The following is a 25,136-nucleotide window of genomic DNA, read 5'->3' on the forward strand; positions in this document are numbered from 1 at the left end:
GGTCTATGGGTCAAGCCTCAAGACTGACTTGGTGAGGCTGGGTCTTAATCACACGTCCGTCCAGAATCCCTTGGCGATCAGCCAGTCCACGACACCCTCAATATGCTTGGTGTTGGACGGGCTGGTTGCTCTCACTTTGACCTTCTCCATCTGCGTCAGGTACACGTAGTAGGGCAGATCGGGATTCTGGAGGAGAGCCTCCAGGCTGTTTGCCTGCAGGTGGTCCACGCCTGGGGAGTCCCACACATCTCCGGTGTCGTAGCCACCGCCACCGTAAACCTCCACTCGTTCGAAGAACTTCGCACGGTTGTAGAAGCCGGGGCCTTTGAGTCGGCTGAATTCCGGAGTCGCCGTGAGCACGTCATTTCCGGCCGAACCGTACAGCTTCGCCGTGTCGAAACCGCCGTTGGCCGAGTAGGCATGGACAAAGTCGAAGAACTTCGCTCGAGCGACGTAATTGTTGCCGGTGATTCGCGTGTAATCGGGTGTCATCACCACGAGATCGTCACCGGCGGTATCGTACAGTTGGGCGGTGTCCAGGCCACCGGCCTGAGCATAAGCATGGACGGTGGGCACGTCCTGCACCGTGATTGAATAGCCGGGACCAGAGAGCGTGCTCAAACCGGGCTTCGCCACAAACAAATCATTGCCCGGCGAGTCATACAGTTGAGCCACGTCATCGCCGCCACCGCCAAGAATGGTGACGTTCTCGAAGTCAGAGACGCTGATTTCCACAGATGCGTTGGACACGGTGGCCCCGGTTGGGCTGGCCTGGATCGCGTCGGCCCCGCTAGAGCCTGTGATCGTGGCCGCATCCGTACCGCCGCTGGCGAATACTCTGACACGGTCAAAGAACTTTGCCCGAGCCACGTAGTTTGTGCTGTTCAGGCGTGCCTCCGTTTGAGTGGCCGTCAGAGTATCGTCACCCGATGTGCCGTATAGATTAACACTGTCGTTACCCGTGCTGGCATAGCCGTGTACGAATGCGACGTTAGTCAGTTCGTACGAGTAGCCAGGACCACTCATCGTGGCATGGCCGGGCCGAATCTCCAGCACCTCATCGCCCGCACTGTCGTAAAGCTGCGCGCCATCCAGGCCACCGTTGCCGTCGGCAATGATGCGCTCAACATTGACGGCGGAGACCGTGAAACCTGTGCGCGTCATGCGAGCTGTGCTGGGTGTGAAGAGGAACGTCTCCACTGCCGATGTACCGATGAGCGTGATTGTGTCCTCTCCGCCCGCACCGTCGAACTGAACTTCGTCGATGTCGCTGACGTTGTAACTGTAATTCGTGCCATTGACCACAATGAGGTGGACGTTTCCGACGGTGCTGACCGAAATGTTATCATTGAGAGCACTGCCAGTGATGATCACGCGACGTCCCTGTTTCGATACCTGCGTGGTGGACGTCGTGATATTCACCGCATAATCTTCGACCTCACCATCCGGGGCGTAACCGGTCGGAGCGTCCACGCCTCCGCTGCTGAGGCGGAACCGAGCGAATGTGGTTCCAAGCAATGCCTCGGCCGGTACATTGAACGTGAGGACGTTCGCGCCAGCCACGACATCACGGCGGGTGAAGATGCGTTCGCCGGGATCATTCCAGTCGCCATCCTGATTGAAATCAATCCAGGCATCCAGCTTGCCCGGTCCAGAAGCGGTGACCGTAATCGTGGCTGTAGCACCGACTGCCAGCGGAGTGTTGAACACGACACCGTCTTCATCATCGGAAATATAGGTATCATCTCCATTGGCCTGGGCACTGGGTCGGCCGTTAGGTTCCGCGTCGGCCAGACTACCCAGTCGGAGACCCGGTGTGATCAGATGGCGGGCACCGTTGTCGGCCAAGAGTGTCGGATACGGAGCCGGCGCATCACCATAATCCAAACTGCCGTCGTCGTTCAGGATGAGGATCTGAGCCTGCGGATCGCTGATGACGGCAAGCTGCGGATTGCTGATGTTCAGGAAGAAGTTTTCATCGGGTTCGATCCTCGTGTCACCAACGATTTCCAGCTCGATTGTGGCACGAGCGACAGCCGGCCTCTGCCGCGCCACCATGATCTCGTAATTGCCGGAGCGATAGCTGCGCCAGACGACGAGATCACTCGTGACGGCAGGATACCAGTCGTAGCCGGGGTCAGACGAGATATTGCGCGGGATCACATTGGCATTGAGATCGGTGTAGAACACCTCCCAATTGCCACCGACGAAGGCGTGCCAGACAAGCCGGTCGCCATAGACACGCGGCAATTCGTCGTGCACGGCGTTATCGGTAATCTGTTTGACAGCCGCCGGCCCGATGTTCAGGTTGATGTAATAGATCTCCGTGTCGAAGCCGTCATTGTGCTCGAAGACAACATTGTTACCCGAGATGTCGGGATGGATGTCGTCCTCGTTGTTGGCGGTGAGAAGTGTGGTGGTGCCTGATGGGATATCGTAAATCGCGATTTCCCAGTCGGTACCGTCATGCTGTTGCCAGACAACTTTACTTCCATCAATTCGCGGATAACGGTCGTCGAGGACGTTTCTGGTGATTTGCCGAGTGGTACCCGACGAGTAGAGGTAGATCTCGTTGTCGAACCCGTCGAAACCGTACCACGTGACATTACGTCCTGACACCTGCGGCAGATAATTGTTGAAGGAGTTATTGGAGATGTTGACGGGGCTCCCCCCAGCCGCCAGATCGTAGGCGAAGATTTGCTGCACACCACCCACGTTCGCCGTCCACACCACGAGGTCACTCGAGAGTTGCGGGTCGATGTCGTCGTAATCGTTGTCTGTGAGTTTCTGCGTGGTGTTGGTCGTGAGGTCGTAGAGATAGATCTCCCAATCCTGGCCGTCAAACCCACTCCAGACGACCCGATCACCGAACACGGCCGGCATGCGGTCGTCCGAAGTGTTGTTAGTCAACCGGCGTGTCTGGGTGCCGTCGTACAGATAGATTTCCCAATCCTGACCGTCAAAACTTTCCCATACAACCCGATCGCCCCAGGCACTGAAGTCGTAGTCATTGGATTGATTCTTGGTCAGGAACTGGATGTCCCAGGTTGGCCGCGGCACCCCTTGTGGGGTGAACACGAACGTTCCGGAGGCCGGGATGTAATCGTTGTCGGCCACGGTCGCTGTGCCGTCGGAGGTCTGATAGTTGAAGGAGATCGGAGCCCCGAACGAGTCTTTAACCTCGACCGTGACCTTGACCTTGGTCCTGCCGCTGTTGCCCTCAGCCACGGCAACATCCTGGAGCGACACGGTAGCCAGCCGGTAGTCACCGAAAGTGACGTTGTTAAGCTGCTCGCCGGTGCCGAGCGTGACAATGTAGGAGCCATCGGCCTGACTCCGCGAGGTGACGTCCTGAACCGGGCTGGTCTGCGGATTAAAGATCACCCTCGGACCAGCAAGATTAACGAGGTCACCGTCGGCTGTTGCGGTGATTCCGAATCCCGCAACGCCGTTGATCGCATTGGCAATCGCGGCAGCCACCACATTCGGTGAGTCGGTGGCAGTGAACGGCACGCGGCGATTGCCCGCAGCCACGGTGTTGTTATTGTCGAATTCAAAGACCACGGTTGTGGTGCCGTTCGACAGGGAGAACGTATTACCATCCACCAGCGCGCTCCCGGCCGGGGCCCGCAGGTGCCGGGTTTGACCATCCGGCAGCACGATGCCCGCCGACGGATATGTCTGAATCCAGTTCGTCGGCACCTGATGCCGCACCACATAGGTCCCGCTGAACAGGCCGGTGAACTGATAGAAGCCGGTCTCGTCCACGTTCGGCGTTAACGGATTGTCGTATTGCGTGTAGGTGACCGGCTCGAACGAGTCCGGCATACCGTTGTTGTTAAGGTCCACATAAACCAACACGCCTGCAAGACCCGGCTCGACGCCGAAGAGCTGACCACTATTGGGATCAAGGCGGAAAGAGTACTCCTGTCGAGCCATCAGGGTGGCGAGGTCGGCCGCACTGGCGGGCCGAGCGAACGTGGCGTAGTGGATCCCATCACCAGCGTCGTATCCAATGACAGCCCCAGGGGCACCAAACCCGTTGACACCCTGGCCATCTCCGGTGGTCCACTGCATGTTGAAGTAGTGGAACACAACGATGTCACCACCGGGATCATCCTCGATGTACAGGGAGAACGTGTTTTTCTTGTCGTTATGCTGGTTGAAGTAGCCAACGTCGATCCAGTCGATTTGCACGACCGGGTTACCCCGGGCACTCGTGGACCGCTGGAGCCGGATCTGGCCTGTCGCCCGCGTATCCACATCCGCCCAGAACGGCGCCAGAACTGGTTCGCCCTGTGGGAAGCCGCTCGCGGAGAAAGTGGTCACAGGATTGGCCAGCGACACGAGCCCATTGGTTGACACGTAAATCTGGTTGTACGTCTTACCGAAGAATTCGAAGTCGAACCCGAGAGGAATCGCCGCGCTGGCCAGATCGTCACCGGCTGGGACGATGATATTACCCGCACCCGGTGGCAAAACGTTCACCGGCGGAAGCTGTTGGCTGGGCTGCGTGTCCCAGACACCGTTGGCGTTGAGATCGTTGAAGATGTAACCGCTGAGGGACGAGGTCCCCGCAATGATGTTGACCAGGTAATCTTCTACTTCACCGTCGGGAAGTTGATCATCCGGGATCGACGGCGAGGTGTTGTAGGAAAGCCCCGGCGTGTGGCTGTACCGGAACCGAGCAAAGGTTGCCACGGACTGGAGATCGCGCGGCACACGGAACTGAATCTGTGTGGTCGCACTCGTGATAAGTTGGTCGATGACGATTTGCTCGCCGGGATCCGCCCAATCGCCGTCAGCGTTGTAGTCAATCCACGCATTTAGATACCCGCCGGTCTGGGAGACGGTGACCTGAACCGTCGCCAGCTCCCCAGTCAGCAGCGGCGTGAGGAACACGACACCGTCCTCATCCGCCAGGTCGCTGGTATCGTCACCGGTAGCCGTGGGGTTGGGCTGCCCGTCCAGTTCGTAATCCACGAGTCGGCCAAGGCTGAAACCGCGAACCACGCGGTGCCGGGCTCCGCCGTCGGCTCGGAGTGTCGGGTAGGGTGCCGGAGCATCGCCGAAGTCCACCGGCGCATCCACAATGCTGACCCGGTAATCTTCGACCTCCCCGTCGGGCGCCTGGCCTGTCGAGCCGATATCAGGCTGCGAGCTGATGCGGAATCGGGCGTACGTAATGCCCTTGACTGCATCAGTCGGAACCACGAACTGGAGGCTATGAACGCCCGAGTTGGTGATAAGCTCGTTGGTGAAGATCTGTTCGTTGGCGTCGAAAATGTTATTTGCGTTGAAATCCACCCACGCTTGCAGGTACGCTTCAGACATGCCGCTGGGCAGGTTAACGACGACCTGAACTTCGACGGGGCTTCCCGGCACCAACGCGTCGAGGAATGTGACGCCATCCTCGTCGTCGATTCCAGCCAGGTCGTCGCCCTGGGCCGTGGCCCCCGGCCGGCCATTCAGTTCGGCGTCCACACTCTGGCCCAGATACAGGCCGGAACCGAGAATATGTCGGGCGCCGTCGGCCGCCAGAGTTGTACCGTAGCTGTCCGGGGCGTCGCCAAAATCTTCATGGTAGGGCACCAGTTCCACCTGGTAGTCTTCGACCTCACCGTCCGGGGCGAGACCGGTGGGTGCCAGACCGCCAGTGCCGCTGAAACGGAACCGTGCGAACGTGGTGGTCGGATTGAGTCCCGCGGGCAATGTGATGGTGACAATGTTCTCACCCGCCATCAAGTGGTAGCTTGCCAGCACCTGTTCGTTGGCGTCGGCCCAGTCGCCATCTGCATTGAGGTCAATCCACGCGTCGAGATACCCCTCGGCAGAGGCGATCACTTTGATTTGAGTATCGCCACCAATCAGTAGGCCGGTGTCGAAGATGACACCGTCGTCGAAGGTGTCTCCGGTAGCGGTGGCATTTTGCCGGGCATCGGGTTCGTTGCTGACACCACTGCCGAGATAGAAACCGGGCACAATGATGTGGCTGGCACCGTTGTTTTTGAGAGTCGTGGGATAAGGCGCGTCCGGCGCATCACCGAAGTCGATGCCCGCCAGGTAGATGACGAAGTAGGTGGTGCCGTCAGGCCGATTCGGTTGCAGCGGGTTATTAGCAAGATCCCGAATTGTCTGATTGTCCAGCTCGATCTTGTAGGTATATCCGATCGACCATATGCCGGACGCCGGCACCAGGTAAATGATGTTGTCAACGGGATGGTATTGGAAGAAGTAATCCTTGCCATCCTCGAGCAGAACATTATCGCGGTACACCTTGACGGCACTGGTGACGACCGTCCGGTCATTGATTCCGACACCCTCCTCGTCTGATAGCCGAATTGCGAACCGGGTGATCCGCCGACCTGCGATGAACACGTCATAATTCGCCGGATTCCTGTCGATACCGGCGGGATCGTTGTCGAGCGGCTCGATCAGACCCGCCGTTGGACCACGGAAGTCCACCCGATCGACGGCACCCCGGTCTTTGTAAATGCTCAATCCGGAACCGGGACCAGGATTCACGGCCGGATCGTCTTTTCGGAGCTGGCCGTACAGATCGTACGACGGGGCAATGATCGGGGACGGAGCCAGACCGATCGGTTGCAGCACCGAGGTGTAGTATCCGAATCGCTCCTGCAGTGCGTCGATGGAGCTATCGATGATTTCCGAACCGCGGTCAGGAATGAAGTTGTAATTGGCGGGATCCACAAAAAGCGGAGCGCCGGGGGCCAGAACTCGGTCGAATGTCCCGAGACCCATGCCCTGAACATTCTGGTTGTTGCCCTGGTAGGCATTGCCGCCAAGGACCGTGTTCGGAGCTGAGGATGCATCGACGCGAATGCCCGTATTCAGATTGGCGAGCACGTTGTTGAGGAGCGTGGGACCAGCGTTATTGACCACTTCGATACCCACGCCCGTGGCAGCCAGCCCACCGTAGACCGTGTTGTTAACAACCCGCACGAACGGGATAGCACCAGTCGGCTGACCGGTGGAGCCACTAATCCGGATTCCACCCTGCCCATTGAATGCGAGCAGGTTGTTCTTAAGAGTCACACCCGACACGAGCTGGTTCGGAGCGTTGAGAGTCCGACCGGAGCCTGGATGCGGGTTGTTTGAGCCAGCATCTCGCGGGCCGGGCTCAACGCGAATTCCATACTGCGACGCGTTAACCACGCTTATCGATTCGACGACAATGTGTCCCTTCTCGCGATACTGGTTGCGATCACCGATGAGGGGATGACCGTTGGGGTCTGAATGGAAGAGAGTCACTCCTGGTGGCAGTGTGGGATCGAAGAATGTGGTATAGCGCACGCCTGAAACGCCACGAGCATTGGCCGAAAGATCCACTATCCCCGGTCCCGTCACAGAGGCAGTCACCATCAACCGCCCGAGGGCATTTGCCTGATTGATAGCTTGGGCCACGAGGTTGGCGATGGTAATGTTCGTCATCCCGAAGTTGAACGAGATTCCAATAACGCCCGGCGGTGGTGTCTCACCGCTGTTCTGATGGATGAACATGAAGGTGACCACATTGCCGTAAGCGTCCTCGATGGTGAAAGTGTCACGATGGGCAATGGAGTTTCCCGCAGGAGGTAACAAGCGGAACCGAGTGACACCCAGAACGTCCGTGGCGCCAAACAGAATCTGCTGAATAGGCTGCGGGTTCGCACCGCCCAGGTTTCCGCCTACATACGTTGCACCCCACAGATCAACCCTGTTGCTGGTTGGGATCGAGGCAGCGCTCACATTGAGCCGCCCTTGTGAACGGGCAAAATTGACGGCGTCGGCAACCGCGTTGGCAATCTCTCCGGCTGACATGACCGCCCGGAAATACACCGGAATTTCCGACCCATTGAGTGGTGGCGTGATAGGTCGGTTCGTTCCGATATCCTGATCGAGGAAAACAAACGTCGCACGGCGCGTCCCGTCTTCGATGAAGAATCGGTCACCGTGGGCGATCTTGGTTGCATCAGGAAAGATCAGTGTGATGTCCTGCGTCCAGCGATCGTTGGTATCGGCTTGCTGGGCAAGGACTACCACCCGATAAGGATCGACCACCAGAGTGCCGAACTCATCACCGCGGCGGATTTCCAGTTGATAACTTCCCTGCACAACAATCGGCTCATCCAGACGTGGCTGCCGGAGGAAGTCAAAACCCGTGACCCCCGCCGGGGCGTTTGTGACCATCTCGCCGCGTTCGGCGAAGCCGATGATGATATCATCGATGTACCAACCCTCATGGTTGTTATTCTGGCCGCGGCGATAGTCGAAGAAGCGGTTATTCGAGCGAGCCGTTGGACCGTAGTATTTGTCAGTGCTGTCGCCCTGCAGTACGTTAGAGTGGAACAATGGCCCGGCGTTGGTGACAGATACGCCGTACAATCTCATCAGGGGCTGAGTTCCACCAATTGTGTCTCCGCTCCGATCGTCGAGTTTGATCGACGTGCTATTGGGATCACTGGTCAACAGCGGACTGTTGGCCGGGTTAAGCAGATTTCTCCCGTCAAAGGCCACCTGCGGCCCAAACAGTTGTACAAACCCGGTTGTCGTACTCGTGGCCGAGACTTGCACACCTGTGTCACGAGCCAATAGATTGAGCGCATCACGGATGCGGTCCGCGATCTGGGCGGGTGTAGTGGCCCCCATCAGACCGACATTAAGTCCGTAATCAGCGCGCGCTCCCGCGGGAAGCCTTGTGAAGAACTGATTATTTGGATCGTTTGGATCATCCGGTCGTTTCACCGCGTAACTGCCCGTGTTGCCAGGATCGAAATAGAGAACCACAAAGGAGGGGACATTCAGCGAATTGAGCGCCACCAGCGTGGCGGTAGTGCCGGCCAGAGTAGCCACGGTATAGGTCGGCGGAATAAAGATCTGGTTGGGCTGAACTCGGAACGCCCTGTTGACGGCATCCGTGATCAGTTTCGACACTTCGAGCTGGGTCATATCCGGCCGAATGTAAACCGGCACGCGACCCGGTGTGTATTGCCCCGGCGTCGATCCTTCGATGGACCACTGGAGAGGCTGGCCGGATGAAGTACCCTGTGTGACGCCAGTCGCCGAGATCAGGAACACGCGATATCCATTAGGACCAGTAAAAATGCTGTCCGGCGGCACATAAGCCTGCACGCCCATGTTTGCGCCATTAACAGCAGCCGCGATGGCATCCGCGACCTGCCGGGTGGTCATATTATTGTTGATGGAAATTGCTCGCCGACCCGACTGCACGCTACCATCTTTATCGAATTCGAATGTCTCGACCTGCGGGCCAATTTGCACGGTGAAGTAGTCGCCGTCGTTGATTTTAATCCCGGCGACGTTGGGCAGGACGAGGGCATAGCCAAGGTCGAACTCGAACGTAATGCCACCGACAACGAAAGTCGCTCCATCATGGAGTTCGGCTGCTGCAGGGGCAGTCAGATATTCACCGCCGGTCGTAGGATCACCGATGTCCATGTCGCTGGCGGTGCTGAAGTCAAAGCGAAGCCGCAGGTTATCCAATCCCGCGAACTGGCTCAGATCCAGTCGGGCCTGACGCCAGTTCCCGCCCAGATCGATAATTTCGCGGATGTAACCGCCATAACCGGGTTGCTCACGATTGGGGGCAATGAGCATCCCGTCGTTGAGGTCCGTGTTGGTGGCGAGCAGCGTCCAGTTCGCGCCGTCGTTGGAGATGTAAACACGGAGACTATCAAAATCGTTGCTGTTTTCCGTGTCCGCGTAGTAGTTAAAGTAGAGGGTGGGCTTATCAGCCGGGCTGTAACCTTTCAGGCTGAAGGTTCCGCTTGTCAAACTCCCGTAGGCACCGCCGGGCAGATTATACGTCATGAGGCGGCTGCCATCGCTATTCTGACTGGTCGTAAAGTTGGTGGCACCGGGTTGCGTCTCGTTACCGATACCGTCGTCCGGAGCATCCAGGCCGAAGTAGTAGCTCCGGTTCCCTTCCAGGAGCGGATTATAACCCTCTTGTGGAACACGGCTGCTATCGAATGTGGAGTAAATGCCGTGTCCGTCGTCGTTTTCACGCCGGGCTGTCCAGTGCCACAGATTGTAATCAATTGGTGAGAAGGCAATTCCGTAGATATTGCCTACATATGGATCGGGATTGATACTCCTCTGCCCCTGCACAAACACGCCGAGCAAATTCCCGGTGATGTCCATCGCATACACATTGCCTGAAAGATCCGAGGCGAAGAGCGTGGTGGCATATTTGCCGTCCTCCACGTTCTGTGGACCGGCGGCCAGGCCGCTGAATTGTATTGGGGCCCCAGTGGTGGGATTACGAACCTGAGTGATGTAATGGAGCTGCGGACCACCGTTGGGGTTCCGTGTGAAGTAGCGTACACCCTGTTGTGGATCGACCGGGGTAAAGCCCCACGAACCACCGTTTGCGTGGGCACTTATATTGTCAACATAATACAAACCACCGGTGTTGGAGACTGCGAAGAGCCGCCACCCGGTTCCGGGGACGTTCAGCCAGGCCAGTCCCGTAATATCTCCGCCGACGCCCTCGCCCGTAAAGTCGAGCTGCGGGGCGTTGGTGAGATTGACGGGATTCGTCGTTGCAACATTGTTCCGGAGCTCAACAGTTGCTCCCACGGCCACAGCCGTACCGGGACCCATGGTCGCGTTGATGGCGTTGGCGATGGCCTGTGCCATTTGCTGGGCCGTGTCGCCCGCCCCAAACGTGATGCGAGTTCCATAGGTCGTGCCGTGAGTTCCATCGACCCAGGTCAGTCCAGGAGCGTTGGCAAAATTCGGAATCCCGGCGTTCAGGAAGGAGATGCGATCGCCGGGACTCATCGGATTTGTGGAATCCGTCGTTCGATAGGCGTAGCTCGCATCGACACCGATCCCTGACGCGTCAACAACTGACTCGATATTCTGCCCGAGTTGTCGACTCGTCCAGGTCTCTTCAAACGAGATGGGTTGGCCTGATGTCACGCCGAAATCACCCTGGATTTGCACTAGGGCCGGATTGCTGCTGGTAGGAAGCGTGGACTGCGAATCATTTATGAGGGAGACACGATTATTCACAGAGCTGGCGACCACCGTGAAGCCGGTTTGAGCGTTGATGGCGTTCACCAGGTTCGCCGCCAGGACACTTCCTTGGTCTCCATTGTTAAAGGCAACACGAACGTTTCCTGGATTGGTCAGGTTATTGTTGTTGTCGAACTCGAAAGAAATTGAAGCGGTACCACCACCTGGTGGCGTACCATGAATGGTCACGACCACGCCATCCAACGCCGCCGTGGCCGTCGCCGGCAGAACAATCACCGGCCCGCTGTTGAATTCGAATGTTTGCCATGCACCCGTGATGGCATTAACCAGTGTGAAGTTATCTCCATCGCGGAACGCCGCGGCTCCCTGCGGATCAATGCGAACATCGATACCAAGATCGAATTCAAACCTGTATGTCGTTCCAGCCGCATCTGTAATTTCGAACCAATCTCCATCCCGGAAATCCCGTGGTTGGACACCACCTGGGAACTGGTAAACCGGCTCAAGCTGAGAGGCTGGGTTGACAAGAATTGTGGGGGCTGAGAAGAGCTGACCCACCGGGACGATATTGCTGAACAATCGATCACCGGAAGCTCGCTGGCCGCTGTTAATCAGGTAATGATTGATCGCCGTTCCATCGGGGTTGAGGATCCAAACCAAGTTGTGTCCGGAGGTAACGCCTGTGAGGCCGCCACCGAGATCAGGATTAGGCACATTTCCAACGATCATCACCTGGCGGCCCAAATTGCCGGTATTTGAGTAATGATGGACAATCGCCTCCACATAGAGGCTATTATTGGGATCATTCTGCAAGGCATTCAAATTGTTTGGATCGCGGCGAATAATATTGATCCCAGTGTCGGTATCAAGGAGCAAGTTATTCGCATTACCTGTATCGAACTCGCGATAACGCGGATTGAAATCGTTCCCCGGTCCCTGCGTGACCGTCATCAACCGGCCATCGTTCCGCATGGCAATATCGTGATAAGCGATGCTGGGACTGCCCGGCAGATGGAGATCCGACCAGTCGGTCACGTCGGTTTCCACAGCCCCTGTGAAGGGATCGATGGTGAACAGGTCGGAAGGCCCAGCGGAAGGCCGGCTGGAACTCGTGAGAGCATAGAACACCACGTCACCCAGGTGGAATTCATCGGGGACAAGGCTCAGACGCTGTTGAACCGTGGTGACGCCCGAGTTTGCCCCACCCTCGATGTGCTCCTCGACAATCCGCGTGATGGAGTTGATCGGTTCGAGTCGTACCAGCGGATAGGCTGTGGAATCGGCGCTCCATGTTCCACCGATCACCGACGAGAGGACCTGCGGCGTTGCCAGCACAGAGGTCACAGCGATGTAATAGGTCGCCGTGTTGCTCTCCGGCAAATAGACCGGCCCGATGTAAGGATCGCGATTGCCAACTGATCCACGGTTCAGGTCTTCAATGGCGTTACCAATGACCAGGGCCATGTCATCCGCGATGTTGGAATCCGTGCTCCGGAGGATCAGACGCCCCTGGCTGTCGAAGACCCAGATCGACAGGTCCGGTCGGGCCATTCCATCGGCGTAATCGATATCGAAAATGGTGGACCAAATCGCACCCAGGTCGTTGAGACCAGCAATCGACTGGATGCCCTGGAGGTTGACATCAAAGCGGTACCAGTCAACGTCAGTCCGCCCGCTGAGATAGCCTGCCACGGAGATCGTGTTGCGGTCGTTGCTGAGGAGATTGCCCAGATATTGGGCATTGCCGATGGTATCGTTGTTTGCCGTCGTTTCGCTCGTTTCACCCAGCAGCGGATGATGCGCTGGCTGGCCGAAGATTTCGATACCGTTGGTGGCATAACGCACGTCAGCGTATTTGACCATGCCGCCGGCCACTTCCTGCATCTCCTTCAAGCGGATCTGAAGTTGGTAATGGCCGGACGTGTTGTTGATGACCCGCACCGGCGTGTTGAGGGCGTTGAACTGGGCGTGAACACCATCCAGGAAGATTTTGCCGCCGACATACCTGGCAGTGACCTCAAACCCTTTCGCGAGCTGCTGCCCATTGATGGCGGCCACGATGGCGTTCGCAACCTGGTCGGCCGTCATCGTGTTGTCAATAGTCACGGGAACGGCATTGGCGTCGTTCAGTGCCCGGTTCTTGTCAAATTCGAACACAATCGTCTGAAAGTTGTCGGAAACCAGGAACTGCGTCCCGTCGGCGATCTGAGAGCCGGAGGGGATATTCGTCACCGCCAGCGGGCTGCGAACCCGGACGTAGTATGTGTGGACCTCTCCGGCCGGGCCGGGCAAGACCACGCGCATTCCGGAATCCCGCGGATTGATGCTGTAGTAATCGCCCAACTCCGACCGATTGCTCGACGTCGAGCGAATCCAGGCGTCCCTGTTCATGGACTGGGCCTGGGTCGTCTGAGAGCCTTCCGGAAGTTCGTTCAGGGAGTTGTCGCTGCGGGCCAGGACGTTGCCGTCGGCATCGATCAACTCCACAATCGTGTCGAGCGCGAAAGTGGTCCGGTCGATGTCAATCCACACTTCCGTGCCGGCCGTGGCGTCAAAGCTGTACACGTCTGAGTCGTTGGGCGAGTTGAACCGTACGGTCCCGTACACATCGAAGCCCAACCGCAAATTGTCATCGCCAGCCTTCTCGTTGGGCGCGAGCTGTCCCAGATACTGCGCCTGTTGTGGATACGGATTACGGTCCACGCTGTCCTGACCGGTTTCGGCTTCCACAACCGTAGCCACATTCCGGTCGTGCGCGTACTCGGTGAATTGGATGCTCCGCCAATCGCCGGGTCGGCCGGTGCTTGTGCCGTTACCATTTGTGTCATACTGCGGATTGCCAAAAATATCCAGACCGGCGCCAACCGAATCATCGGCGAGCGAGGTGAAGATCACCGGATAGCCAGGCATCCCGATGATCTGCAGGATACCGCCGATGCGGTCATCGATCTCGGCGGGACCACCAGCTGCGGTGATGCCGGCATTCTGCCCCCACAACTTGACCACGAGGCTCTTATCGCGGCTGCTTTGCAGGCGTAAGCCACCCTCGTGATGGTAGTTGGGGATGACAATTTCGTCGTAGACGATATGGACGATATCCGTGTCGTCCCAGACTCCCTGGGCATTCAGCGTGCCGGCACGCACCTCCATGCCGTTGAACTGGTTGCCGGTCATGCGGTTGCCACGAACCAGGGGTCCAAAGTTGTCCGAGTATTCTTCGAAGGCGTCGATAAATCCCGTGCTGCGACCCCAGTCGGGTACTTCCCAAGCATTGAGGGAGTTCACATCGATGCTGACGACGTGGCCCTGGTTGTTGACGAACCGGTTGTTTACGATCACCGGTTGAGCGCCCCGGACATAGATGGTGGCAGGTGTGATGAACCCGCGGCCGTTGCGGTCGCCGGCCGAATTGGCCGCATTGTTTTCGAAGCGGGTGTTGGCAATGCGGACGTGTGCCTGACGGATTTCAATCGGGTCGAAACCGGCAAAACCACCCTCAATAGCAGACTGGCCGCCCGCGTACGCGATGATGGCCTGATCAATGCTGCCCTCAGACATCGGCGCGAAGCCAATCCCTGCCCAATCGCCGGGTCGGGGTTGCTGACCGCTCGTGTTCTGGGCCGTATTGAACGTTCCGCCAGCGCCATAGCGATTGTCGAGAACCGAAGTGAAGACCACCTTGTAACCAGGAACTGTTTCGGCAAAGCCCGGACGACCTTCGGCGATAAGCTGGGCGCCCACTTCGGTTTCAATGCGGCTGCCCTGCAATTTGACGATCACGCCGGGATCAATCATCAGCCGGGCGTCGATCCGGGCCTCTCGATTGCCCAAGCCTTCCACTTTCAGTTGCGCACCCAACTGACGCAGCGTCACGGTCGCGCCGGCACTTGTCGCCGTGACATCCAACCCTCGAGAAGTCCTTGCCGAATTGATCGCGTTGGCCAGCGCGGTGGCGACGTCAGCCGCCGTGCTGCTCAGCGTGTAGGGCACGGCAATTCGGCCTGGTAGCACGCCATCGCCGTTGTCGAACTCGAACACCACGCGGGTACGGCCATCGAAGATCGAGAAGTACTGGCCGTCGAGCGAGACACTCCCTGCCGGGAGCTGGATCTGGAAGTCGTTCAGCAGGGTGACTGCGGGAGCGGTGGAAGCCTTTTGGATCGGCCCGCCTGGCGTCCCAGCAATTGCCAGGTTTTCGGGAACATAGTGAACAATGTCCCAGTCATCCCAGCGGCCGAATGTGGTGAGTTTCTTTGTCGCGCCACCAGCCGGGGTTTTCACCCGAACATAAAGCCCGTTGATGGTGTTGTTGACGACATAGTTTCCGTGAATGACCGGGCCAATTCGCTCGTAATCGACGGTGTAGGGTGCATTCGGGTCCCAACTCTGATACTTCGTGTCGGCGAAGCTGTTGGGATCGGCCGACATGGCGGCATCCGCACTGTGGGTGACCCGGCTGAAAACAATGGTTGGCCGGGCTTCCACCATGTGGACCGGATCGTAGACCGAGCGAATACCGTTGACGATGACCTCACCGCCGCCGTATCGGATGTCAGCATTGCCGATGTAGTTGAGGAATATTCCCTGATCTTCCAGAACCTGACGCGGCGGAAGTCCAGAGGCCGGATCGTACGCCTTGATGAACTGGTAGTCCAGATCGTTCTTAAAGACGATGCCGCCCCAATCGCCCGGCATGGGAATTGTGGTGTTATTGGGTTCGGCATCCCGGCCGAGAGACTCGTCATAGTACGAAGTGAAATAGACCGAGTGGAATGGCGTGCCCAAGACCTGAAGAGCGCCGCCGCTTCGATCAATGCCTTCGGCAATGCTGCCCACCATGATGTTCGAACGGAACAGTTTGATGACTGCCCCGGCGTCGATCATCACGGTGACGCCTTTGGGTACATCCATCCGCACACCGTCGGCAAGCGGCGCGTTATCCACCAACCGGCGCCCGATTTCATAGGGGACATTATCCCGAAGGGTTGCCGGGTTGTTTGGGTCGTCGTTGGCAAAGTTGTTACCCACAATGCGCACAATCGTGCCCGGCTGTGCCGCAGCGAGTGCGCCGGCAATTGTGCTGAAAGGATTATCGATGGATCCCGTGGGTGAAGACGACCCGGAAAGCTTGTCGACAAAGATGGTCTTGCTAGCTGGTTGGACGTTGAACCAAAAGTTGTAGTCGCCGCCAGGAACGCCGTCCATGTCGCCATCAAAGTAAACTCCGGTGGCGTCAATCAGATGGGATGGACGGGCCGTGTTCGGATCGCGGAACGTTTCTGGGTTGTTAGGATCCACGCCGCCGGGCCTGTACGTCACCCGAAGTTTGTACTCGCCCTGGGTCACGCCGCCGATTCCGGAGTTGTCCAGAGTTGGGTCGTACTGCGTGTTCCCGCTGGCGCTCACTCCGATGTAGTAACGTCCCGGGGTGAGATAAACTCTCAGTGCCGAGTCGTCGCTGTAGAAGTCGTCATTGCGTGCCACGACCTCATAGGTTGTTTGGAGAAATTCCTTCTCGACGGGCACGCCATTCTCCATTACGATGTACTTCTGCGCGACCTGAACTTCGCGATAGAGTGTGACGGCTGCATTCAGGAGGCTGGAGTTCGTCATTCGCTCCGCCAGGACCTCGACATCCACCAGACCCCGCTCATTGAGGTCGAAGCGGTACATGTCGATGTCCATGTTGTCCGGCCGGAACATGTGGCGGCCGTGGATGATGTCGGCCACACCGGGGAACACCGGCTCAAATGAGCCGACGACGGCCTGGGCGTCTTCCGAACTGCCCATGATCACGAACGGAGGAAGATCGTAGCTGTGCCCATACCCCAGCAGGTGGCCGATTTCGTGCATCGCTACCTGGAACCAGGCGCCGCCGAATTCGCTGGCGCCCCAGTTCTCGGCGTAATCCATGACTGCCATGCCTCCTCCCGCCACACCGGCGACACCGCCCGGTGCAGACTGGAGGCCCATCAGCGCGAGGTCGCCGGTAACAATGGCCAGACCGCCCTGTTCCGATTCATAGAACTGAATTCCCAGATAGTGGCCAAAGATTTCGAAGATTTCCCGCGCCCGTTGCTTTTGTGCTTCGGTAATGAGATTCCAACTAGCCTTGGGGAAGGAATAGGGAATGGTCGGAATTTGCGTGGAACCGTCCGGGCTGGACTCGCCGGTTTGATAGTGGTCTTCAATCAAGATGCTATCGTAATCCGGTAGGTCTCGGTGGCCTGGTTCATCGATAGCGCCCGGCCATTCGAGGTTGTATGAAACCGAACTCGGAGTGACGATGGTGCCGCTGATGATAACGCTTTGACCAACCGTTCCGCTGCCGAATCCGTTCCCGATAACTACGGCGTTATAGAAGGTAGACGGTGCGTCGCCACCTTCTGACATATTCCAGGTTTGAATTGGCCGATATTCACTGCCGATTCGCAACCGCGCGGCTCCGGTGCCGAAGTTCGCCAGATCCTGCCCAAAGTCCAGTCGGACCACATTCTTGTTGGCGTCGTACGTGACGGAGACCGGATTGACAACGACATCATCATCGGGAGAGGCCGTCTCCTTCGTGAAAATAAGCTGGTAAAACCGGGGATCCTGGGCTGCATTCCGATCGAGCTTGTCATCACTGAAGTAAACTTCGATGATGTTGCGTTCCTGATAGAGACTTTTTACGGCCAAAGAGCTGTTTTGTCGGTCAACGTAGACCTGATTGCCCCGCAATGTGATGACTGTACCGGCGAGCTGAACAGTCAGGTTGAGACCCTGGCTCAAAATAGCGTTAGCGATTTTCTGCGCGATAACCTGAGCGCTATCTGAATTTGAATAGACAACGGGAACGTTGCCGCTGCGAACTCCGTTGCCGGTATCGAATTCGAAAGTGACTGCGATCGTCCCGTCGCTTACCCGGAATGTCTGTCCGTCGCTGATCTGATTGACCGCCGGGGCGGTGATTTGCCAGTCGCCGCGGTAGACCGGTTGCGGCACGACCGCCAGGACCTGAGGTCCAAGGTTTATGTCGAACTCCATTGTGAGATCCCGCCCCACCTTCAGATCCGGATCATACCGGAAAGGCAGCGGCGGCGAATCCAGGTTCATGAGCGGATTCGGGCCCGTTCCCTTGATAATGAGGCGATACTTGTCATCGGGAAGATTCTCGGCGAAGCGGACAATAACCTCGTTCGGCTTGTCGCCGATGCCGATATAGCCGATGGGAACCACGACCTCGTTGCCTTCATTGAACGAATCATCCCCGCCGGCGCGGACGAACTGAATAGCGCCCAACGTTCGGGGATCGAGCCGCTGGCCCTCATTGAAGCGGAGGATGAGCTCTCGCGGGGCAACATTGAGCTCCGTACCTTCTTCGATCAGGCTTCCCTCGTTGGGGATGACGGCGACGAGATCCGGTGGAGTACCGGGAACTTGCTGACCGTACACGGTCAACCGCCAGGAATTGAGTCGGCCGACGATTCCGCCGACACGGTCCCGGACAATGAGGGTCCAGTCACCGCCCGAGGTTTCTCCCCAGTTACGATTGGTTGTGAACGTCCATCGAATACCCGTGTCAAACGGATTATGGATGTGCGGTGTGGCAAGGACAGACTGCGTTCCGGAGGGAGATACAAGGACGATTTCCAGATCCCCAGGGCTCAGGTGAGAGATGTCGACCGTTACCTCAACCCATTCGACTTTATTGATGTCCGGCGCCATGCTGATGACGCTGGAAATACCGGCCGGATTGTTGTCGGGGATATTCTGATTGACCTGGAAGACGCCGGAATCGAGGGCAACTTCCGGTCCAACGGGCTTCCAGTTCCTGGCAGCCTGCACCGCCGCGGCGGCATCAATAGCTCCGAATCCATACTTGTGATTGATGTGGTAACCGGCGGCGTTGACTGTCCAGTCGGGATCAGTGGGATCTACCTGCCGCGCTGTTTGGGCAAGAATGTACTCGATATCCCGGTAGCTCAGGTTAGGATTCGCTTGGAGCATTAACGCGATGACGCCGGATACGACCGGGGCAGCGGCAGATGTACCAGCGAAGGTAGAGGTATAATCCGTGTTGACCAGCGGGTCACCATCCGCGTTGCCGGTGACGTTGTAGCCACTATCTCCCGTGATATCCGTTGTGGTGATGCCGTCGGCGTAAGCAGAAACAAAGAGATTAGCACCGGGCTCAGAATACCAGGCCTGGCGACCGTTAGCATCCAAGCTACCGACGGCGAGCGTGAATCGGGAGTTGGCATAGCCGTCGTAGTTGGAATTATCGCCGCCGGCTCCGCCGTTTCCTGCTGCCCAAACGTAGATTGTGCCAAGCCCGTTTCGACCGGTTGTCGCACCCTGCTGAAGCGCTGCGAGAGTCAACGGTCCGGGGCCAGCGAACATGGCAAACGGCAAGCCCACGCCCGCATCAGGAGGCCCCCAACTGTTATTGAACACCTGAATCGCATCCAGGCGATGGGTCAGAGCCTGGGATTCCAGAAGATCACTCGTTGGCCCGGCGATAAGGCGCAAACCCGCAAGCTGAGCATCGAAAGCCACTCCGGCTACTCCCAGGCCATTGTTGCCCGCGGCGGCACTCACCCCCGCCACCGCGGTGCCGTGAAAGTCCCCCGCGCCTGGTGCGGGATCCGCATCACCTTGATTAAAATCGTAGCTGAGGTCGGGGCGGTAATTGGGGGCCAGGTCGGGATGGGTGTACTCGAGTCCGTCGTCAACGATTCCGATGACGACGTTGTCACCCTGGACAGAATCCCAAGCCGACACCACGTTGATATCCTGCCCCGGAGTGCCCCCGCCCTGTCCTGTGTTCAGTAAATGCCACTGATCAGTGAAGAATGGATCGTTCGGAATAAAGCGGGGCTGACGCTCCTGCGGCACCAGAGGATAGAAATACTGAACGACCCCGCCACTGTTTTCCATCCGGCTGACCGCGGTTTGCCAGTTCACGCTGGAATCAAAGCGGAATACATACGCCCCTTTGATGCCGGTGGGCACCGCTACATACTGGGCCCCTAGAAGCGTGGCCACCTGGTTGGGGTTCAGGGAATCGCCAATCCCCACGACCCAGTCGGTGGTCTGCGAGAGTTGGTAGTCGGAATAGCGGTTGAGGTCACTTGCCTGCTGAATTGCACGATTCAGCGTGTCCTGCCACACTTGCTCCAACGTGGAGGGACTGATGCTCAGGAGCAAGCGGTCTTCCACGCGTTCGACACGCAAGTCGCGAGGCCGATGGGCCTTTGATTTCCGTTCTCTCTTGGCAGATGACTTCTTTGCCTTGCGGGTTCGGGACGAGAACAAGCGCATCGCATCCCAAATCTTCATTGCCGGTTCTCCCTCTCGCGGTGCCGGATCATGAATAAGAATGGCAGGATTGTTACCGTCGATTAATCCGAAAAAGTTACCTTTGCTAAGTGTTCACGAGTCCGGATTTGCAGCTGTATACCGATTAAAATTGCCCGGTCTCCAAATTGCAACCAAAATCCTCCAGATTGCCTAAAACTCCGTTTTTCCCGAGCAATCATTAAATTCGCCTCTTAGCGCGCGGACCATCCCAGGACTCCGTTTCGAACCATTTAGATGCGTTGACCGTTTCGCCAGTTCCCGCATTTCCCGCCAAATCGCCACAGTTGTTACGGAGTCGCCATTTTAATGGGGTCGGACGTACCCATTTGGTAGGGTTATAGCGGATTGGGCCGCCTGGATGGTCGGTTCGCGTCGGTGATACCCATTCGGGGCTTTGGGGAGGAGTGCGGACCGTCGAGGAGGGTCGAACCGCTGGTTGATGCCACCAGTCTTCCCGGTTTAAACTGATGGCGCCTGGGCGGTGTTTAGTCTGACAGTGCCCGGCCGGACGTGCAGGCTTATTGCCAGGGGTATGGGGCTACCTCGCAAAAGAGTGGATTTTTGTTGACGGCTAACTGGGTCGTTTTACAATGGAAAAGAGACGGCCCATCTGCGATTTTCCGAGGAAAGGACTTGTCATGAAGACGCACATTTTATTGGGGGTCGTCTTGGTTGTGGCGGTACTCGCCGGCACGGCGTTCCTTTGGGGTTCGAGTGAGTCGGGCGTGAGCCGTCGTGATTCGGGCACGCCCACGGCCGGGAGTGGTGGATGGATAACTCATTCCACGGCGACGGATCGGGTTCAGCAGATTGTTGTCATTGATCCATCCACTCAGGCCATGGCTGTGTACCACGTTGATCTGGCGAACGGCCGGATCAGCCTGAAGAGCGTACGGAATGTTCGGTACGACCTTCTGATGACGGAATTTAACACGGATGCGCCGTCGCCGCGGGAACTGGAGTCGCTTTGGAAAACACCCTGACTGGGAGACGGGAACGCGTCAACACTCATCACGTCGAGGACGGCAATCATGGCTCAGAAATTCTACACGACGAAAGAGGCTGCGGAGCTTTTGGGGCTCGCTCCGGCAGATTTGAATGCCATGCGGGAGCGGAACGAGATTCGCGGATTCCGCGACGGCAACGACTGGAAATATCGGGCGGAGGACATCGAGGCGTTGAAGCTCAAGCTTCGCGCCGATGCGACGCGTCCAGCTCACCATACGCCGTCCAGCGATGACGAAATTGTCCTCCTTGATGAGGACCTTGCTCCGGCCGATCTGGGTACAAGTGGCTCGGGTACGGTGATCGGAGGAACGCCGACCCCCAAGGAGTCGGCCAGCGATGTGAAAGTTACGGGGAGTGACATTGCGGCCAAAGGTGGCGGAACTGTGACCGAGGGGACGGACGGGCAGGGGATCGTATCACCGTTTGAGGACGAACTTCTCCCGCTGGAAGCCGAAACTTCTCCACCTGTCGCAGGCACGGATTCGGCAGTGAATTTGGGGGGTGAAAAGTTGGAAGACGACGATGTCGTCATCGGTGGCAGCGGCAGTGGAAGCGACATTACGCTGGGCAGTGACAGCGGGCTGTCGCTCATGGACACAAATGACAGCGGTATTTCACTGGAAAGCGAGCTGGAGCTGGTTCCCACCGACGATTCGCTGGAGCTTGATCATGACGACATGCTAGCGATAGATGAATCGGTGGACACCGAGGCCCCGACACAGTTAAAAAGAGACGATGAGTTCCAGCTCACACCTTTCGACGAGATGGAAGAAGAAGAAACTGAGAGCGGATCGCAGGTCATCGCTCTGGATACGGAGCCGTCGACCGGGTCGTCCCCGGGGATGGCCGAGTTGCTGGGCCCCACAGCGGAGGCTCCCTTTGGGGTGGCCCCAGGTGTCCCACCGGTTCAGGCGGGTGTTCCCCCTGTGGGTGTTACGCCGGTGACGCCAGCTTTAGCCCCGACCGCGGCTGCCGTCGCCGCGATGCCAGCTGCCGAGGCTCCCTGGGGAACGTTGTGGGTCACGATGCTGATCGTCTGCACGGTCCTGCTCGGATTGTGCGGGATGATGTGCTTCGACCTCGTCCGCAACATGTGGAGCTGGCATGGGCCCTTTTCCCTGAACAGCTTCATTATGGATTCGATCCTGAGTGTGCTTCCCAAGTGATGTAACAATTGCTCGACACTTTGAGGCAATAAAGTTTCCGAAACAGTTCCTGCGATGGTGGCCCCTCGAAACGTGTTGAGAGGGGCCGATTTTGTGCGCAATCGCGAAGCGACGTCGCCGGGACCTTGTCAGCCCCATGTGTCGTGTCTTTTCTTGCCATCCGGCCTATAATCGCTAAGAAGGATGTGTCCAGCGCCTTTCAACCTTTGGCGAGGCGTTTGAAGACCAACTCTGTGGCAGGCCTGGTTTTCACAAGAGTTCAGGACGCCGTCGATTGAGCCAAGGTGTGCCCGGCTGCGTACAGGAGAGGGAGATTCAGCCCGATAAATCGCTCTCCGGCTACCGCATGTTTTCCGAATGTACTTCCATATCATGTCGCACGTAACTGTGATTTACCCGGCGTGAGGGTTTTCCGGAGATGCCGCGTCCCCGCTTACGTCGTCCCGACCAGCCGTTTGCAATCCAACTTCTCCTCGCAGGGGTAGAATTTCTTGCCTCACTGCGGTTGGCGGTGATTGTCATCGTGAGTCTGATCATTGTGCTGGCGACGGCGACGTTTATCGAAACAACTTTTGGGGCGCCGGCGGCGCGATTCGCCGTGTACCGATCGTGGTGGTTTGCACTCCTCGGGACGCTTTTGGGTGTCAACGTATTCTGCGCTGCGGCGGTTCGGTTTCCGTGGAAGCGCTACCAGACAGGATTTGTGATTACTCATGCAGGCATCCTTGTGCTTCTCACCGGCTCATTGCTGACAGCCCGGCACGGTATCGACGCCCAGCTTTCGGTCTATGAAGGGACGATGAACCACCTCGCGTTCGAGGACAACCTCCACTTTGAGATTCAGCGCTTGCCGCCGTCGAACGCCGAGGGGGAACGAGTAGGGAAAGTGGTGCGTATCCCTTTTCGGGCAGGTCCATTCAATTGGCGGGATTTCTCCACGTCGTGGACACATCTTCTGTGGGCTCCGCCGGGTAAGCTGCCGATGCTGCCGTGGAGCCTCGCACACCGGGATCATGGAGTTGTTTACCGCGCCGGTGAGATCACACTGGAAGTGCTGGATTACTACGCCGATTCGCGGCGGATTAAAGGAGGGTATCTGGGAGGATACGTCTCGGTTCCCACCGGCAACACCTGGATCCGTCCTTGGCAACCATTGGAGTTGAACATTCAGCTTGGCCGTTTTCCGGGCGGAGAAAGCGCGGCCATCGGTTCGAGAATGTCCTTGCCGGACGGGACTCGTGTCATTTTGTGTGCCGCTCTGGATGAGTTCGAGAAGGATGCGTTTCTCCTGAGCTATCCCGAGGGCGAGGTTAGCGAGGTCGGTCAGGTCGTTCTGGTGCACAACAGGACCCGCTACGTCGTACCAATCCCGGAGACTGAAAACTCGGAGCAGCGCTACACCTTGGGCGAGTCGGGGTTTGAGATCATCGCTCTGTCGCGGGATCCCCGGCTTCAGTCTGTCCAAATCCGACTGAGGAATTCCGAGGGACAGGAGGACGATCTAATCCTGTTTGCGGATTTGCCGGAGTTTAATCGACCTGCTCGAAAGCTTCGCGTTGCTGGAGCGTACTGGGTTGATTTTTCCAGCGTGTTTCGCGATCGCAGGCTCGCCTTTCAATTAAGGCCGGAGACCACGGATGGCGCGGATCATCCCCGGATCGAAATTTGCCAGGGGCCCGAAGAAAAACTCTATTACCGGGCATGGCGTGCGCCACAGTTTTTGGGAACCGGCGTGGTGCCGCTGAATGGACGGGTTGTCTCGGTGGACACCGGCCGGGGCTATGCAGCACGAATTGTCGTCAATACTTTCCTCCCGTTTGACCCTTCCCGCCCAGATCAGGAAGTGGTCGTGCCGATGCCGTTCCGCAAGGGGGCTCGCATGACGGAGCCTAGGGTGAAGATTCGGCTCACAGCGGGCTCCAACACCCAGGAGATGTGGCTGGCGGTCTTGCCGCGTGGTGCTAGTGCTCCTCTCAATTTCGACGAAGCATGTCGGCTGGTACATGGCGGTGAACAAATTGAGCTAACCGCCAAGTATGATGCTGTGGATGTGGGGTTCTGGGTCAAATTGCTGGAATTTCAGCGGCGATTGGATCCCGGCACCAATCAACCGTCGCACTATGCTAGCCTGGTCGATCTGTATGTTCCAGAAAGAATTTTGAAGGCTACTGGGAAGGAGCTTGCCGGACCGGTCGAGATTGATCCCGAGACGGGGGAAACCTTGCGGCTTGTCCACTCCAAAGTTCTCATCACCCTGAATCATCCGATCAACGTGATCGATCCGCTTACGGGACGCAGTTACCGTCTTTATCAGGAAAGTTTCAGTGGGCCGTTTCGACCGGGAGATCCCATTTACGAGCGTGTCGTTGGGGGGCGCAATGCCCCCGATGAGCTCTATGTCTCGACGCTGAGTGTGAATTATGACCCGGGGCGGGGTTTCAAATACATGGGTTCTTTGTTGATTGTGGGGGGGATTATCGTCATGTATCTCATGAGGGCGTACATGTTTCGGCCTCGGAAAAAGGAAATCGAGCCAGAGTCTTCCGCTGGGAAGGCGACAATAGCGCGGGGCGAGCACTCAGATCGGGTGGCATTGCTTTCTTCGTGATAGGCGTG

4 protein-coding genes are annotated in these 25,136 nt (G+C 57.7%); 3 read left to right on the forward strand and 1 reads right to left on the reverse strand.

The genetic code is table 11. The features are described from left to right. Window positions 1-48: 48 nt before the first annotated feature. A complete protein-coding gene (locus THTE_RS14955; protein ID WP_095416187.1) occupies window positions 49-20,325 on the reverse strand; it encodes a GEVED domain-containing protein in 20,277 nt (6,758 codons plus the stop codon). 659 nt (window positions 20,326-20,984) lie between these two features. Here THTE_RS14955 and THTE_RS14960 point away from each other — a divergent pair. From THTE_RS14960 to THTE_RS14970, 3 genes are all read left to right on the forward strand, one after another. After that, window positions 20,985-21,329, forward strand: coding sequence for a hypothetical protein (locus tag THTE_RS14960; protein WP_095416188.1), 345 nt, complete (start codon window positions 20,985-20,987; stop codon window positions 21,327-21,329). Window positions 21,330-21,377: 48 nt separating this feature from the next. Continuing rightward, window positions 21,378-22,520, forward strand: coding sequence for a helix-turn-helix domain-containing protein (locus tag THTE_RS14965; RefSeq protein ID WP_095416189.1), 1,143 nt, complete (start codon window positions 21,378-21,380; stop codon window positions 22,518-22,520). 418 nt (window positions 22,521-22,938) lie between these two features. Further along, window positions 22,939-25,128, forward strand: coding sequence for a hypothetical protein (locus THTE_RS14970; protein WP_095416190.1), 2,190 nt, complete (start codon window positions 22,939-22,941; stop codon window positions 25,126-25,128). The last annotated feature ends 8 nt before the right edge of the window (window positions 25,129-25,136 follow it).

This window comes from Thermogutta terrifontis (assembly GCF_002277955.1).
In the GTDB taxonomy this organism is placed as follows: domain Bacteria; phylum Planctomycetota; class Planctomycetia; order Pirellulales; family Thermoguttaceae; genus Thermogutta; species Thermogutta terrifontis.